General features: G+C 61.3%; 15 protein-coding genes. 9 read left to right on the plus strand and 6 right to left on the minus strand.

From position 1 onward, the window contains the following. Nucleotides 1–11: 11 nt before the first annotated feature. The 7 genes from gcvPA (at nt 12) to KM031_RS20785 (ending at nt 10,079) form a co-directional block, all read left to right on the plus strand. Nucleotides 12–1,415: an aminomethyl-transferring glycine dehydrogenase subunit GcvPA gene (gcvPA, locus tag KM031_RS20755; RefSeq protein WP_215507609.1), complete on the plus strand. Its 1,404-nt coding sequence runs from the start codon at nt 12–14 to the stop codon at nt 1,413–1,415. Beyond that, nucleotides 1,412–2,956, plus strand: a complete 1,545-nt coding sequence (gene gcvPB, locus KM031_RS20760) for an aminomethyl-transferring glycine dehydrogenase subunit GcvPB (protein ID WP_215507607.1) — start codon at nt 1,412–1,414, stop codon at nt 2,954–2,956. Before gcvPA ends, gcvPB begins: the two co-directional genes overlap by 4 nt. Before the next feature lie 177 nt (nt 2,957–3,133). Further along, complete coding sequence (locus KM031_RS20765) at nt 3,134–4,582, plus strand: APC family permease (protein ID WP_260692217.1); 1,449 nt, start codon at nt 3,134–3,136, stop codon at nt 4,580–4,582. A gap of 92 nt (nt 4,583–4,674) precedes the next feature. Further along, nucleotides 4,675–5,454, plus strand: a complete 780-nt coding sequence (locus tag KM031_RS20770) for an SDR family oxidoreductase (protein WP_215507597.1) — start codon at nt 4,675–4,677, stop codon at nt 5,452–5,454. A gap of 78 nt (nt 5,455–5,532) precedes the next feature. Next, the gene (locus KM031_RS20775; RefSeq protein ID WP_246567381.1) at nt 5,533–7,176 is read left to right on the plus strand and encodes an acyl-CoA synthetase; all 1,644 of its coding nucleotides are present in this window, start codon (nt 5,533–5,535) and stop codon (nt 7,174–7,176) included. A 132-nt stretch (nt 7,177–7,308) separates the two neighbouring features. Then, complete coding sequence (locus tag KM031_RS20780; RefSeq protein ID WP_215507595.1) at nt 7,309–9,303, plus strand: primary-amine oxidase; 1,995 nt, start codon at nt 7,309–7,311, stop codon at nt 9,301–9,303. A gap of 59 nt (nt 9,304–9,362) precedes the next feature. Beyond that, nucleotides 9,363–10,079 carry a cytochrome c oxidase assembly protein gene (locus tag KM031_RS20785; RefSeq protein WP_215507593.1) on the plus strand — a complete coding sequence of 239 codons (717 nt, stop codon included), beginning with the start codon at nt 9,363–9,365 and terminating at the stop codon, nt 10,077–10,079. Between the two features lie 560 nt (nt 10,080–10,639). Here KM031_RS20785 and KM031_RS20795 read toward each other — a convergent pair. From KM031_RS20795 to KM031_RS20815, 5 genes are all read right to left on the minus strand, one after another. Then, nucleotides 10,640–10,939, minus strand: a complete 300-nt coding sequence (locus KM031_RS20795; RefSeq protein WP_215507591.1) for a type II toxin-antitoxin system RelE/ParE family toxin — start codon at nt 10,937–10,939, stop codon at nt 10,640–10,642. Continuing rightward, nucleotides 10,936–11,193 (minus strand): type II toxin-antitoxin system ParD family antitoxin, encoded by a 258-nt coding sequence (locus KM031_RS20800; protein WP_215507589.1) that lies wholly within the window; start codon nt 11,191–11,193, stop codon nt 10,936–10,938. The genes KM031_RS20795 and KM031_RS20800 overlap by 4 nt, the downstream gene beginning before the upstream one ends. 82 nt (nt 11,194–11,275) lie before the next feature. Further along, nucleotides 11,276–11,521: a hypothetical protein gene (locus tag KM031_RS20805; RefSeq protein WP_215507588.1), complete on the minus strand. Its 246-nt coding sequence runs from the start codon at nt 11,519–11,521 to the stop codon at nt 11,276–11,278. Continuing rightward, entirely contained in the window at nt 11,518–12,231 is a 714-nt protein-coding gene (locus KM031_RS20810) for a hypothetical protein (protein WP_215507585.1), read from the minus strand. The genes KM031_RS20805 and KM031_RS20810 overlap by 4 nt, the downstream gene beginning before the upstream one ends. Further along, entirely contained in the window at nt 12,228–12,953 is a 726-nt protein-coding gene (locus KM031_RS20815) for a nucleotide-binding protein (protein ID WP_215507583.1), read from the minus strand. The genes KM031_RS20810 and KM031_RS20815 overlap by 4 nt, the downstream gene beginning before the upstream one ends. Before the next feature lie 689 nt (nt 12,954–13,642). Here KM031_RS20815 and mobC point away from each other — a divergent pair. Then, on the plus strand, nt 13,643–14,047 hold the full coding sequence (gene mobC / locus KM031_RS20820; RefSeq protein WP_260692218.1) for a plasmid mobilization relaxosome protein MobC: 405 nt from the start codon (nt 13,643–13,645) through the stop codon (nt 14,045–14,047). Next, nucleotides 14,040–15,863 carry a relaxase/mobilization nuclease domain-containing protein gene (locus tag KM031_RS20825; RefSeq protein ID WP_260692219.1) on the plus strand — a complete coding sequence of 608 codons (1,824 nt, stop codon included), beginning with the start codon at nt 14,040–14,042 and terminating at the stop codon, nt 15,861–15,863. The genes mobC and KM031_RS20825 overlap by 8 nt, the downstream gene beginning before the upstream one ends. A gap of 14 nt (nt 15,864–15,877) precedes the next feature. Here KM031_RS20825 and KM031_RS20830 read toward each other — a convergent pair whose 3' ends face one another. Continuing rightward, nucleotides 15,878–16,216: a thermonuclease family protein gene (locus KM031_RS20830; RefSeq protein WP_215507091.1), complete on the minus strand. Its 339-nt coding sequence runs from the start codon at nt 16,214–16,216 to the stop codon at nt 15,878–15,880. Between the last annotated feature and the right edge of the window lie 104 nt (nt 16,217–16,320).

A 16,320-nucleotide genomic window follows, 5' to 3' on the forward strand; every position in this document is an offset into this window, starting at 1 on the left:
GGGAGAGAATAATGCGCGATGGATCAGCACATCCATATATGGCCAACTCGGTAGCGGACATACAAAGCGAGATGCTCAGGGCGATCGGAGCCGACAACATCGAGTCCCTTTTTGCCCAGATCCCTGAAAACCATCGTTTGAAAACGCCGCTGAATCTCCCGCCGCGGCTGAGCGAGATGGCACTTCGCCGCGAGCTGACCCGGACGCTTGCTAAGAACGAGACTGTCGAGAGGAACCTGAGCTTCCTGGGGGCGGGGCTCTGGCAGCACCATGTGCCCGCCGCCGTGGACGAGATCGTCCGCAGAAACGAGTGGCTGACCTCTATCTTCGGCGAGCCGAGCTCCGACCACGGAAGAAATCAGGCCTGGTTCGAATTCTGCAGCCAGATCGGTGAATTGCTGCAGATGGATCTGGTCGGGATGCCAGTTCGCAGCTGGGGCACCGCCGCCGGTCACGCAATTCGCATGGCGGCCCGGATCACCAGCCGAAACGAGGTCGTCGTTGTTCGCGCCATCGATCCCGAGCGTCTGTCGGTCATTCGCAATTATTGCGAGCCGGCGGAGATGGAAAATCACATCGCGATCCGCATGGTCGGCTACGATTCGGCGACCGGCATGGTCGATATGGACGAGCTGAAAGCCAAGATCGACGAGAAGGTCGCCGCCGTCTATTTCGAGGTGCCGTCCTACCTGGGTGTGATCGAAAGCCACGGCAAGGAAATCGCCGCCATCGCCCGCGCAGCCGGGGCGGAAACCATTGTGGGCGTCGATCCGATTTCCCTGGGCGTTCTGACTGCGCCAGTCGACTACGGCGCCGATATCGTCGTCGGGACGATCCAGACCCTGGGCGTGCATCTGCATGCCGGCGGCGGGACGGGCGGTTTCATCGCCTCGCGGGACGAAGACCGCTATTCCTCGGAATATCCCACGCTGTTCATCAGCATCTCCGAGACCCTGCAGCCGGGCGAATACGGGTTTGGTCTGAGCCTGTTCCATCAATCGTCCTATGGCATGCGCGAGAAGGGCAAAGACTGGACAGGTCACTCGGTCTACATGTGGGCGATTGCCGCGACGACCTATATGGCCCTCATGGGCCCGCGCGGGTTCGAGGAAGTGGGCTCCCTGATCCTCCAGCGTGCTCACCACGCCGCAGAAATGCTTTCCGAAATCCCCGGTGTCGACGTTCGCTTCCGCAACGGCGTCTTCAAAGAGATCGTGGTCAATTTCGACGGCACGGGATCCTCAGTCCAGGCCATCAACAAGGCTCTGCGCGCGGAGGGCATCTTTGGCGGCAAGGATCTGTCGGTCGATTTCCCCGAGCTCGGGCAGAGCGCGCTCTACAGTATCACCGAAATTCACCGGCTCGACGATATCCAGCGCCTTGCACGCGCTCTGAAGAAGGCGATTGCGAAATGACCACTGCTCCGAAGGAATATCACGCGCCTGTCTGGAACGAGCCCGTCATCATGGAAATGGGCCATCCGGGTCGTCGCGGCGTGCTGTTCGAGGCCCCCGAAGCGGCCGTGGCGCGCTCTGTCCCCGACCCTATCGCGATGATCCCGGAAGGTCTGCGGCGCCGCAACCCGCCGGCCCTGCCCGAAATGTCCGAACCCGAAGTCCTCTACCATTACCTGCGGCTTTCGCAGCAGACGCTGGGCATGATGGGGATGAGCATCTTCGGCACCTGCACGATGAAATACAACGCGCAGATAAACGAAGCGCTGGCCTGGAGGCCGGAGGTGACGCATGTGCACCCGCTTCAGCATGAAGACACATTGCAGGGTGCGCTGGAGATCGTGCACGAGATGGACCTCGCCCTGCGCGAACTGTCCGGCATGGATCAGTTTGTCTTCCAGGCCGGCGGGGGGGCGGAGGCCGCCTATATCAATGCGGTCGTGACCCGGGCCTATCACGCCTCGCGTGGCGAGCTCAAACAGCGCGACGAGATCATCACGACAATCCAGACCCACCCCAGCAGCGCCGCGACGGCTGCCGCGGCCGGCTTCAAGGTCATCACCCTGATGCTGGGCGAAAACGGCTATCCCACGCTCGACTCGCTCAAGGCCGCCCTATCTGAGCGCACCGCCGGGCTCATGGTGAACAACCCCGACGACATGGGGGTCTACAACCCCGAGATCAAGGAATGGACGCGGCTGGTGCACGAGGCCGGCGGGCTCTGCTTCTACGATCATGCGAATTTCAACGGCGTGATGTCCAAGCTGCGCGCGAGCGAACTGGGGTTCGACGCCTGCATGTTCATGCTGCACAAGACCTTCGGCGCGCCAAAAAGCGGCGTCGGCGGGCCGGCGGTTGGCGCTTACGGCTGTTCCGCAAAGCTCGCGCCCTTCCTGCCGACGCCCATCGTTGCGAAGATGGATGAGCGCTACTTCCTCGATTTCGACAGGCCGCAGAGCGTCGGCAAGATCCGGGAATTCTGGGGCAATTTCCAGGTCATCCTGAAGGCCTATGCCTGGGTCCGCGCCATGGGGGCCGACGGGATTGCCCAAGCGGCCGACATCTCGGTCCTCGGCAACAATTACATGGAAAAGGGCCTGCTGGCGATCCGGGGGGTCACCCGCTCCCACCCGGATGCGACGAGCCCGCGTCTGGAGATGACGCGATACTCGCTCGAGAAACTCCACGAGGACACGGGCGTCGACGTGCATGATGTCCTGAACCGGATGACCGATTTCGGCATCGATGCCATGTGGACCAGCCACGAACCCTGGCTGGTCCCCGAACCCTTCACCCCCGAAGCCGGAGAGATGTACGGCAAGGAGGATCTCGACCGCTGGATCTCGGTGATTTCCAGGATTTCGGATGAGGCGTACAGCGACCCGGAAAAGGTGAAGACCTCACCGCACAACCAGTCGATCCACCGGCTGAAACCCGGCGATACGGATGACCCGAAGCTCCGCGCAATGACCTGGCGCGCCTACAAGAAGAAGCGCGGGTAAACCGCCCCCGACAGCGTGGGCGGCAGGAAATCCTGTCGCCCCTTCAAGTCCAAAAAAATGCGTATGCGCGATCTTGCTTCGGCATCCTGTTGAGGATGCCGAGCCCAAACGGACGCGTGGACCGTTGAAGAAAAAGCGATCAACAGGGAGTCAGAAATGGAAAGTCCACATGGTGCAATGTCGTATGATGGATCACTCGCAGAGGGACCGGTCGGCAACAAGCTGACCGGGAAACTCGGTGTTGGCGAAATCGTGCTCATGGTGGTCGCGACCGCCTCGCCCTTGGCCGTGATGGTGGCGAACCTTCCGCTCATCGTCTTGCTGGGGAACGGACCGGCGGCGCCGGTCGATGCGCTCATCGCCATGATCATCATGCTGCTCTTCACGGTCGGGTTCATTTCGATGTCGCGCTACATCAAGAACTCCGGGGCCTTCTACGCCTATATCCAAAAGGGTCTGGGGCGGATTACCGGGCTTGGGTCGGCGACCCTGGCCTTGTGCTCCTACTCCTTGATCCTGATCGCGATCGAGGGGTTCTTCGGCTATGCGCTGGCGGACACGCTGAAGACTTTCCTCGGGATCGAGATTCCCTGGCAGGTCCTGTCGCTCGCCATCGTCGCGGTCGTCGGCTATTTCGGATACCGCCATATCGAACTGAGCGCCAAGGTGCTGGGCATCGCGCTTATCCTCGAGATCCTGATCGTGATCGCCGTCGATTTCGCTGTGATCTCGCAACAGGGCCTTGCCGCCCTTGATACGCGGGTTTTCGCGCTCGAGACGATCACCTCGGGCTCTCCCGGCTTCGGGATCATGTTCGCGATCTTCTGCTTCATCGGTTTCGAGGCCACGGTGGTCTTCCGGGAAGAGGCCCGCGACCCCGAGCGGACCATTCCCATCGCCACCTATGCCGCCGCCATCGGCGTCGGGATCTTCTATTTCGTCTCGATGTGGTGCTTCGTGGGCGGTGTCGGCTTCGACCGCGTCCTGCCCTTCGCCGAAGAACACCCGGGGGATGTCTATCTGTTGGTCAGCGAGCAGTTCCTCGGCACTGCGGCCAAGGACGCGATGCAGCTTCTGCTGATCACCAGCCTCTTCGCGGTCGTTCTGTCGCTGCACAATGTCGTCGTCCGCTACACGTACATCCTGGGCAGCTACGGCGCCTTCCCGCGGTTCCTCTCCGACATCCACCCCCGGAACGGCTCGCCGCACAAGGCTTCGCTGGTGCAGACGCTGTGTTCCCTTGCCGTTCTGGCCGTCGTCATGGCAATCGGGCTGGACCCCGTCACCCAAGTATACGCCTGGGGGGCAACCGCCGGAACCATCGGCTACATGTTCCTCCTCGCGCTGACCTGCGTAGGCGTTCTGGTGTTCTTCGCCAGTACGGATGGCGGCACCTCACGCTGGGTCTCCGTTGTCGCCCCCCTCGGTGCCCTGGCCGGTATCCTGTTCTGCATCTGGATTGCGATCGACAACCTTCCCACGCTCGTCGGTGGTGAAAATCCCTATCCAATCGCATTCGGGATCGCGCTCACCATTGCCGCGAGCTTCTTGGTTGGGGTGATCATGGCGGCATTCATCCGCGCCCGTAGGCCGGAGCGCTATCTGGAACTCAAGGCGCTGACCTAGTGCCGGGGCTGTCAGGGGGCCCGCCTCGTATCCCTTGTCAATTGCGGGGCAGGTCCCGGTTCTCACCAACAGATGAATACCTGAGGTATCCTATGATTTTTGAAGGAAAAACCGTCGCCATCACCGGTGCGGCAGGAGGCATTGGTACCGGCCTGTGCCGACAGTTCGGCCGGGCTGGCGCAAGCGTCGCCTTGATGGATCTCGATCGGATAGCGCTCGACAAGACCTGTGACGCGTTGAAGGCCGAGGGAATTGCGGCCGAGGCATTCATAACCGACGTGTCGGACCTCGATTCAGTCCGGCGAGCCGTGGCTGGCACGGTCGAAGCCTTTGGAAGCCTAGACGTGATGTGCTGCAACGCCGCGATCTTCCCGATCTCGACCATCGAGGACACGCTCCCGGAAACCTGGGACAGGTGCATGGCGGTCAACACCAGGGGGGCCTTTTTCTGCGTGCAGGCCGCTCTGCCCCACCTGCGCAAGAGCGGTGCGGGGCGCGTGGTTCTGACCTCCTCGATCACCGGCGCCGTCACGGGTATCCCGTCGTTCGCCCATTATGCCGCGAGCAAGGCGGCTTTGCTTGGGTTCATGCGCGGTGCGGTCATCGAGCTTGCGCGGGACGGGATCACGGTGAACGCGGTTCTGCCCGGCGTGGTCGAGACCGAAGCGCTCAAGCTGCTGGGCGAGGAATTTGCGACCAACGCCCGCGCCATTATCCCGGTGCACAGGCTCGGGCAGCCGGAAGACATCGCCAATGCCGCGATGTTCTTTGCCAGCCCTGCTTCCGGCTTCGTGACCGGACAATCCCTGATCGTCGACGGCGGCCAGGTTCTTCCTGAAACACCGGACGGCGTCTTGCCGCCCCGGCAATAGACGCAGGCGACGATGCGAGGGTGGCGCCCCCCTGGAGGGGGCGGCCACCCACAGCGGCAAAGTCATGGAGGAGCACAAATGCCCGAAGCAGGAAGAATGCCCAACATCTATAAGAGCGGCCTTGAGGCCAACGCCGCGAACTACGTGCCTCTGACGCCTGTGAACTTCATGGAACGGGCCTCGTTTGTACACCCGGATGCGCTTGCCGTTATCCATGGAAACGTGCGGCGCACCTGGTCCGAAACGTATCAGCGGACGCGGCGACTTGCATCTGCGCTACAGCGACATGGGGTTGCGACGGGCGAAACCGTTTCGATTATCGCGACGAACATTCCCGAAATGTTCGAAGTTCATTTCGGTGTGCCGATGGCCGGGGCTGTGCTGAACGCGATCAATACGCGCCTTGATGCGGCGGCCATTGCCTTCATCCTCGATCACGCGGAAACTAGGGTTCTGTTCGTCGATCCCGAGTTCTCCGGCCTTGCGCAGGAGGCGATTGCCCTGGCCTCCCGCACCGACCTGCTGGTGATCGACATCGAAGACCCCTGTTTCGGTGAAGGCACCAGAATGGGAGCGATGACCTACGCGGCCCTGCTGGACAGCGGCGACCCCGATTTCGTCTGGGAGGGACCGGCCTCCGAATGGGACGCCATCGCGCTCAACTACACCTCGGGCACGACGGGCGATCCCAAAGGAGTCGTCTACAGCCATCGAGGCGCCTATCTGAATGCCATTTCGCATATCGTCGACTGGGGGATGGCGCAGCACAGCGTCTATCTGTGGACGCTTCCCATGTTCCATTGCAACGGCTGGTGTTTCCCCTGGACCATTGCGGCAAATGCCGGGGTCAATGTCTGCCTGCGCGCCGTGCGCGACTCGTCGATCTTTCACTTGATCAGGGATGAGGGTGTCACCCATTTCTGCGGCGCGCCCATCGTGCTGAACATGCTCGCGAATGCTTCGGGTGACCTTGCAAGACCCAGCCATGGCGTCAAGGTCATGACGGCCGGTGCCCCGCCGCCGCCCGCAGTGATCCAGAAGGTCGAGGAGATGGGGTTCGAGGTCACGCATGTCTACGGTCTGACCGAAGTCTATGGTCCGGCGGTCATCAGCGTGTGGAAGACCCGATGGGACCGTCTTGGTGCCGCAGAACGGGCGCGGCTCAAGGCTAGGCAGGGTGTCGGGAACACCGCGCTGAGCGGGATAATGGTCGCCGATCCCGACACGCTGGAACGCCTGCCATCGGACGGTCAAAGCCTGGGCGAGATTTTCCTTCGCGGAAACAACGTCATGTGCGGGTATCTGAAGAATGCCTCAGCAACGCGGAAAAGCTTCAGGGGGGGCTGGTTCGCCTCGGGTGACCTTGGGGTCATGCACCCGGACGGCTATCTTGAGCTGAAGGATCGTTCGAAAGACATTATCATATCCGGCGGCGAAAACATCTCCTCCGTCGAGATCGAGAACGTCCTGTACCAGCATCCCGATGTCCTGGAGGCCGCAGTGGTTGCGCGGCCCGACGACAAATGGGGAGAAACGCCTTGCGCTTTCGTCACGCTGAAAGCCGGTAGGGACGTCAGCCCTGACGATATCATCCGTTTTTGCCGCGCAAATATGGCGGGATTCAAGATACCCAAAACCGTGATTTTCGGGCCGCTCCCCAAGACATCGACCGGGAAGATCCAGAAATTCGTTCTGCGCGAAACCGCGCGCGCGGTTCCCTGAGCCGGAGGGACCGATCAAAGCCTGAAACACAAGTAGACCAGACGGGCGGCGGACTTCTCGCGGCGTCGCGGCCCGCCAGTCCTCAATTGTCATCCGCCGCCGCAAGGGCGGCGAGCCAGGAGACTTGACCCCATGAATGACATGACAAAGACCTGCGGCGACACCAAGCCCGCGCTCCATCCGCTTGATCCCTTGACACTGGAGGAGCTGTGCCGGGCCGGTGACATCCTGCGCCGTGACAAGCGGCTGGGCGAAACCGCCCGCTTCCCCTACCTCATGCTGAACGAGCCGGCGAAAGCGGAAGTTCTGGCGCATCGACCGGGCCAGACGTTCCGACGTGAAGCCTATGCCCTTGTCCTCGACCGGGCAAGCGAAGAGACCCACGAGGCGATTGTCGATCTCGGGACGAACACCATCCTTTCCTGGACGCGGCTTGACATAGAGGCGCGGGGCCAGGCCCCCATCATGATCGAGGAATTCGACAGCTGCGTGGACATCGTGCGCGCAGATCCGGACTGGCGCGCCGCGGTGGCACGTCGGGGCCTGAGCGACGCGGATATCGACCGGATCCAGATCGACCCCTGGTCCTTCGGGCATTTCGGCGACGAGGAGAAGTTCCGGGGCAAGCGGCTAATGCGCGGTGTGGCTTTCCATCGCGGGAAGATGACCGACAACGGTTATGCCCACCCGATCGAGGGGCTGGTGGCGATCATCGATCTGAATGCGGGCAAGGTGGTCGAATTGCTGGACGACGGAGCAGATGTGCCGGTGCCGCAGGTGCTGCACAACTACGATACCCCTTCGCTCGGCGCCCCGCGGGAGGGCCTGAAGCCGCTGCACATTGTGCAGCCCGAAGGCGTCAGTTTCGAGATTGAGGGCTGGAACGTGCGCTGGCAGAACTGGAATTTCCGGGTCGGCTTCACCCCGCGCGAGGGGCTGGTCCTGCATCAACTCGGCTACGAAGACAAGGGTCGGCTCCGCCCCATCCTGTATCGCGCCAGCGTGACGGATATGGGCGTGCCCTATTCCGACAATGCCCTGAACCATTTCTGGAAATGCGCCTTTGACGGAGGCGAGTACGGGCTGGGCCGCCTCGCCAATCAGCTCGAACTTGGCTGCGATTGCCTCGGTGCGATCCGCTACTTCGACTTTCCGACGGTCGATGACTGCGGCCAGCCGTTCACGCTGAAAAATGCCGTCTGCATGCACGAGGAAGATTACGGAACACTCTGGAAACACTACGAGTTCCGTACGGGTGTCTATGAGCTGCGCCGGTCGCGCCGCCTGGTGATCAGCTTCTTCTGCACCGTCGCGAATTATGATTACGGCTTCTACTGGTACCTGTACCAGGACGGCACGATCCAGCTTGAGGCGAAGCTGACGGGTATTATCCAGACCGCTGCCGTCACACCGGGCAAGGCTCCCGCCGGCGGATTGGTCACGCCCGAAATCTATGGCCCGACCCACCAGCACTTCTTCTCAGCACGCCTCGACATGATGGTGGACGGGCTGCGGAACTCCGTCGTCGAGACCGAGTTCTCACCCAAGCCGCAGGGCGAAGACAACGTCTGGGGCAATGTCTTCAACGTCTCCAGCCGCACCCTGGCGACCGAATCCGAAGCTGCGCGCGAGGCGGACGGCGCCAGGGGGCGCTACTGGAAAATCATCAATCCCAACGTCACCAATTCTGTCGGCGGACACCCCGGCTACAAACTGGTCGCCGAACACAACCCGGTCATTCTGGCGCAGCCCGAAAGTCCCATGGGCCGCCGCGCCGGCTTTGCCCAGAAGCATCTCTGGGTGACGCCCTACGACCCCCAGGAGCGCTATGGCTCCGGTGAATTCCCCAACCAGAACCCCGGCGACGGCCTGCCGGTCTGGACGCAGAAGGATCGGGCGATCGAGGACGAGGATATCGTGGTCTGGCACACCTTCGGCCATACTCATGTCTGCAAGCCTGAGGATTTTCCGGTCATGCCTGTGATGTATGTAGGCTTCAAGCTGATGCCGAACGGCTTCTTTGACGGAAATCCGGCCATGGACCTGCCTGGTGCGCGGGATGCGCGAAGCGTGATTGCGGACGACGGCCGTACGGCTGGCGGCTGCTGCATGGCTGACGGCAAGTGAGGTCATTCCGGGCGCAGGGCCCTTCAGGCTCTTCGCCCGGATCTAGCTGGAGATGGCTCATGGTCTTGTTCCTTCCGATCGCCGCCGAATGGGCCGGTCTTCTGGTACTGCTTTTCTGGGTCCTGCGCTCGGCCCCCGCGGGCGCGTTGCGGATCGGCCCGACCCTTGGCGCGGCTCTGTTGCTCGTAATCGGGATGGCACCCCAGCTTGACGACTATGCGCGCCATTCGGTGCTGCTGCACGCACTGCAGAGCGGTGTGATCCACCAGATAGTCCCCGTGATCCTTGCGGTCCTGGGCTTTCGTCCCGGAGCGCGCGTCTTTGCCCGCTTGGGCTCGGAAGCGGCCGACCGGGTCGTTGTTGCGCTCGGGCTTGGCCATATTGTCATGGCTTTCCTGTGGGTCTGGCCGCCGCTGCATCTGCCGCTGATGCAGAGTGCCGTTCTCTATTCCGCAATGAAATGGGCGATGGCGCTCACCGGGCTTCTTTTCTGGTGCGCCATCCCGGCCCGTGTCGGTCGCAGGATTCCTGTTCTCCTCACAGCCTTACCCCAGGCAGCGGTGGGGTTGCTTCTCGTGGTCTTGCCTCCGCTCTACCCGATGATCTGTATAACAATGCCGAACTCTATCCTGCCCCTGGACTGGATGCTCGCCCTCGACGCAACCGCCGATCAGTCAGCCGGCGGAGCAGTGTTGTTGTTGGTCGCCCTCGTCTGCCCTCGGGGCAGCCGAAACGTGGCGGGCGCGACGAATGCCGACCTGGCGGTACGGCGCTGAGCGTCTCGACCTTCCAGCGGGTGCTCGGTCAACGGAAGGGGCCGCAGCGAACAACCGCCATGGCGAACGTTCGATCTCTGTTCCGCCTTAACTAACTCCACCGGCGTCGAAGTATTGCGGTCGACACCTGGCTCTATTGATGGCGTGGATGGCATAAGTACACTGCGCTTTCCATTCTGTCCCGGCGCGTCGGGAGTGTGAGGAGTTCAATGAACAGTAAGGGCAAAGGATCGACAATATCCGGGTCAGAGAAAGCAGTATTTGTGCTGGAGCCAACGAGCTCGGTGTGTTGATCTGCTTCTGATCCGCGCAACGCCATACCTGCCCGCGGCTGTATCAATCGCCACAACGAGAGGGCTGATACATGACCGCATCCACTACACCAAGTGGGCCGATGCCTTCGGGGTCGACCGCTACGGCTCCGAGATCATCGTGGAGAGGGTCGGCTTCCTGAGCCGCTCGAAGTCTGGTGAAGGCGAAGACCCTGAACTGCTCGACCACGAGGATCGATTTTCGGGCTGAGACCCCACAGATGAGACCCGGCCTTGGCACAAAGACTCTCAGCCGTTTGGAAACAGGATCGCTTCGACGTCCATCGCGCCGTTCAGCACGTGCAGGATCACAATCCGGTCCTCTGCAATGCAATAGAAAATCAGATACCGGCCATGAACCCGGCGACGCACACCGTGGTGCTCATAGCGTGGGATGATTGGCCAGGCCTCCGGCGTGTCCGCCAGTTCCAAGCAGCTGCGGGAAAGCTCTCGCACGAAACTCAGTGCCCGGGCCGGATTGTCTTGAGCGATGTAGTCGCCAATCGCTTCGAGATCAGCTTCTGCCGCAGCGGTAAGTTCGACGATCATTCCGCTGGGCGACCCATGGCATGATACTTGGCCTCCAGCCGCGCAAAAATCTCTTTTGCCGGTTTGGTGCGCCCAGCTTCGGCATCCGCGATGCCCTTGGCAAGGGCCTGATCCAATACGGCGAGTCTAGCCTCGCGTTCCTGAATCAGGCGAATGCCTTCACGCAGGACTTCACTCTTGGAGTTGTAGCGTCCGGTCTCAACCAGCTTCGTGACGAAGCTTTCAAGCTGCGATCCAAGGTCTGCGCTGATCATCATGGCCTCCAGAGTGTCCTTCGTCATAGATGGCAGGCCTGATAATAGTTATCAAGTCTGCTGAACCCAGGGGGAAACATGTTCATCCGCCAAGGCGCGACCGCGACTGCAAAAATGGCAATTCAATCACGACCAAGGCGTTCTTCGCCCGCCGCTTGTTGGGCGTGTACCAGACGGTCTTGCGCTCGCCTGTCTGGCTGAACTCATAGGTCACCCCGAGGATCGTCTCGCGACGATCCGGATCGAGCATCCATTCGACGGGCGTGCCGATGTCGAATTCAGACGGCAGGGTGGCGCGCGCGAGGGCGGGGGTTTCTGTGCTGGTCATTGTTCGTCTCCCTCATTTGTTGTCTGAATATTCGCCTTGATGAGCGCCACGTCGAACGCCTCCTGGAACCGCGCGCGGTAGGCGGGGCCCATGGCACGCGCCAATCCAAGGATGCCAAGTGGGTCATGAATTTTCGCAAGGTCAGCTGCGAACTGCGGCCGCAAGGTCAAGGTCACGCTAGTCGGATGCTTGCCGCGTGCGCCACGGGACTCCTCGACATCCGGCATCCCATCACGTTCCCAATCGTCGAAGACCTGATCGCGCAGACCTTGGGCAACGCGGCGGATCAGGAATTGTACTGAGCACCGTGCAGCCGTCGCCCAAGCTTCCGCCAGCCGCGCCTGCCGGGTGGTCAGCGACAATGCGACATGGACTACATGCCCGCGCGCTGGTGATCCAGTTGCAATACCAGCCACCTTCGTATCCGAAGCCCTCTGGCCAATGAAAACCTTCTTCTCGTCCCGGAACTCTTCCTTGGGCCCAAAGGGTCTGACGCTGACTTCGCCTGCGTTGCCATTTGGCGTGGCCGTAGCCGTAATCGCAGCTGACAAAGGCACCGGCTCTGACTGAGCGTCAATCGAAGCCTTCGGCACTGGGATTGCCCGACCAGCGTTATCGCTCGCGCCAGAGCTCCCGCCAAACCCCAACTTTGCCGAAAACCCTGCGTCCTGCCGGATGATCCGCATCATGTCCTTGCGCTGCGCCATCATGCGATCTCCGACGGATTGAGGATCAGCTGGTCGATTTCCTCCAGAAGGTCTCCTGCCTCCTTCACGGCACTCTGGACATGTGCCGCAAGCGCCCGGTTCGGCGTCTGGTCCGCGATCACCCCGAGAAGCCCTTCTCTGTCCATTCGAACATAAGCGGCGCGGCTACCAAGATAGGTCTCCAGGGCAGGCAAGGACTGGAACAATTCTTCCGCCACCGCCCGCTCGGTCTCTGATACCCGCACAGGCACCCGATTGAGCATCACGGAAAATCCCGCAAGCTCATCCGGCTTTTCCACCCGACCCCGCAGCTTCAGGTACCAATTGGCGGTTTCCATCGTCTCACTCAGATCGCCCCGCGACAGCATCATCGGGCAAATGATCCGATGGGCGGCGACGGCCAGAACATCCTGTGCCTCTGACCCTCCACCGAAGGTGTCGATCAGGATCAGATGCTCTTGATCTTGCTGCTCATAGATTTGCCCGATGGCTTCTGCCACCCGGTGCGCATCCAGCGTGTGGATCACTTCGACCAAGGGAGACCAGTTGCCTGCCTCCTTTCCCGCCTGCAACCATTTCAGACAGGATTTTGAAGCATCGGTGTCAAAGATCGTGACTGCCTCACCCCGAGCCGCAGCAGCTGAAGCCAGGGCGCGGCAGAGGGTGCTCTTGCCGGATCCCCCCTTGCGGTTCATCACCAGCACAACACGTATCCCGTAACCCATATCACCTTCCTCACTTCACTGATTACATTTCTCACGATGCGGATCGCATAATTCGTTTATCTTAACTCGCATCACTTTGATCTGAACGCTAACTGCGGATATCAGAAAATGGCTCGCGCAAATCTTATTGCGAAAAGCGTATCTCTTTAATCTTTTGCCTGATTACTGGATGCGTATGTCTTTTATCTGATCGCGCAATGTGTGTGTCGTAAGTCGCAAGCACGAACACACATCCCTGATGCCATAAGCCGCATCGCACATATCCTTTCTTCGGAGCCTTAACACTGAGGCGTCGGCTCCATACAGTAAATAAAACAAGGCTTTAAGCCCGTATTCTTGAGGAAACTCACCTTTGGCCACTTGGCTGGGGTGCACAATCCGTGTCTTGCCTTGTGTGTTCAGCGATCAGCGAAACGCATTGGGTGGCAGGGGAGTTACCCAAGGTCATCACAATCTGCAAGGGCATAAATGTCGCAAAGGTTGTGCTTGAAAGAGAGGTGAGGGAAGGGGTAAGGAAGAGTGGCAGGAAATGCGATGTGTCTACAAATAATCGGTGGCAGAAGTTGGCGGTAAAATCAGATCCTCGCGAAACAAGACTTAAGTCGCGGTCCAGGGTTTTGGCGAAGACTGACAATGAAGTTTCTGATTCTGCGGTGCAGCAATTTGGTGGACGCGGACGGCCTCGGTCGGTGGACAAGGGCCAGGTCGTAAGCTGCCGCCTGCCTGCTGAAGAACTCCATGCCTTCGATGTGCTCTGCACCCAGCTTGGCGCGAAATCCCGCTCGGACGGGGTGCGGTCGGTGGTGCGGATGGCCTCAGGTTTCCTCGAGTTCAGCCGAGAGGACAGCGCCAAGCTGGAGGAAATCCGCTATGAGTTGGGCAAGATCGGCACCAACGTGAACCAGATTGCTTTGGCTGCGAACCGGGGCAGGGCGCCGATGGTCAAGGCGCAGTGGGCATCGGTGGATGAGTTGCGGCGGTCATTGCCGATGGTGGCCAAGGCGCTGAGCCAGATCATCGCGGAGCGCCGGCGGCAGGGAGTGGCGCTATTCCGGAAGTTTGTCGAGGCTCAGGAGGGCGCGCGCCATGGTTAAGCTTGGGTCGCGGCCCATCGGGCTGGCAGAAGCCGTTTTTGGCGAGATCAACGTCCTGCGTCCGCAGCAGGGCAGGGTGAAGGCAGGCGGTTCGTCTTCTCCCAAACACGGGTTCAGTTTCTCGACCCGGGCCAGCCAGCTGTGGCGGTTTTCGCTGGGCTCAAGCGCGGCGGTGCTCAAGAAGATCGGCAAGGGCGGGACGGCCAACGGCAAGGAGTTGGCGGCGCAGATGGACTATCTGTTTTCGAAGTCGGCCTCGATCTTCGGCAACGGGGTCGTGCTGGATGCCGATGCCAAGGGGCTGACCAAGGACGAGCGCAACGAGATCGTCGGCGACTGGGTCGAGGATTGGCGCGGATCACCGAAGAACGGCCACACCACCCATCTGCTGATGAGCTTCCCGTCGCATGTGCGACCGGAGAAGGCAAAGCTGATCGCCGAGGCCTGGGCCTTCGAGATGTTCCAGTCGGGCGCGCATCAGGATGATGTCTGGGCCTATGTCGCAGCCCTGCACACCGACAAGGCGCATCCGCATGTCCACATAGTCGTCAACAACCGGGGCACGGTGAAGGACAGCTGGTTCTACATGGCCAAAGAGCATGCCTTCAATCTGGAGGTCATGAAGGCGCGCATGGTGGTGATCGCCGCCGAGGAGGGTGTGTTCCTCGATGCCACCTCGCGCGCCGAGCGTGGCTTGCTGACCTATGGGCCGTCGCGGGCAGAAATCGAACGGGCGCGGGCTGAGGGCCGGGCGCCCGGGGAACGGTCGCGCGAGGGCAAGGCTCTGGAGGATGCCTTGGTCACAATGGCGCGCACGGCGGATGCGATGCGCAGTCTGCAACATGTGGCGGCCCTGACGGGTCTGCCGGAGATTGGCGAGAAGATCGCCAGGGCGGAAGAGGCCCTGCGGCGGGGTGGGGTGTTGCAGCCGTTTCCGGGTGATGTGGTGACAGCGGAGCGGGCCGATCTGGACCGACATTTCAGCGGCTGGATGGCAGATGCCGAGGGCAAGATCCGGAAGATGCCGGTCCCCGAGCGCAAGGACATGCGGGATGAGCTTTATGGCTATGCCATCGACATCGCCAAGGGCCTGGGCGATGCTCGTGGGGCGCAGCTGTTGCAGATGCTGCCGCAGACCAAGCTTTACGCGACGGCTCTTGAGGGGGACCGGCTGACGCAGGGCAAGGCGGTTGTTGACCTGGAGCCTGGGGCCACGGATCGGCTGAAATCGGACATTGTCGGCAAAGCGGTGGGCTTGGGTCTCAGCGGTGACCGGGTGGCCGAGCGGCTGGAAACCGGTGCCGCCAATGCCTGGGAAGAACGCGATTGGGTGCGCAGTGACTTGGCAACCCTGTCCGGGCGGCGGCGTGCCGACCTTCGCACCCCGGATCAAAGCCGGACGGTCGTCGATGATCTCGACGGTTTCTACGAAGCGGTGGCCAAGTTGATTGAGCATGCCCGCGCGCATGAGGTGGTGCCGGACAATGCGCGGTTGCTGCGCGCCCTCGGGTCGATGGGCCGTATCATGCAAGCGGATGGCAAGGTGGAGTTCCGGGGAGATGCCCATGCGCAGCGCTTCGCCGATGAGCTGCGGCAACGGTATGGCAAAGGGATTGTGGCGGAACTCGCCTCTGGGCGGACGGGTGCGCTGGCAGGGGATTTCGAGGATACGGGGCAGCGGAAGTGGATAGCGCGGGCGGTTGTTTCTGCGGCAAAGTCGCATTTGGCGCTCGGGCTGACGCTGAAAGAGGCACAGCACGCTGAACGGCTGCTCGCGTCAACTCCTGCTCGGGGCGAGCATGATTGGGAGCTGTGATTGCGCTCAGGAGTTCAGCACGTGCCGTAGTAGCCGCCGGAATATCGGCAGTACTCTGTGGCAGTGCCGGAACGGATCATCTCTGCCGCAATGTCTCGGCCGTTGGGCAGAAGACATTGGGCAACGAGGCGTCCATATCGATCGGCGTCCAGAACTGCGCAATGCAGGTGCTTGCCGGAAATCAAATTGCGCAGGGCCGATGTGGCGGTTGAGCCGCCCTGATGGTTCCATTCGGGCGCATCGAGGCCCCAGACACGAATTCGACGCGACTCGCCGCTCAGCGTGAAGGTGTCTCCGTCCAGAACCTTGCTGACACGAGCTTCCAGGATGGGCGCTTCCTCGGCGCGCGCCATCCCGCCCTCAAGGAAAAGTAAACTAATCCCGATTGCCACCAAAAGGGGAATGCCAGTGAGATCAGTGCGACGAAGTCTGAAACGGCTCAAGTGTCTATACATGC

This window comes from Gemmobacter fulvus (genome assembly GCF_018798885.1).
GTDB classification, from domain to species: Bacteria; Pseudomonadota; Alphaproteobacteria; order Rhodobacterales; family Rhodobacteraceae; genus Gemmobacter; species Gemmobacter fulvus.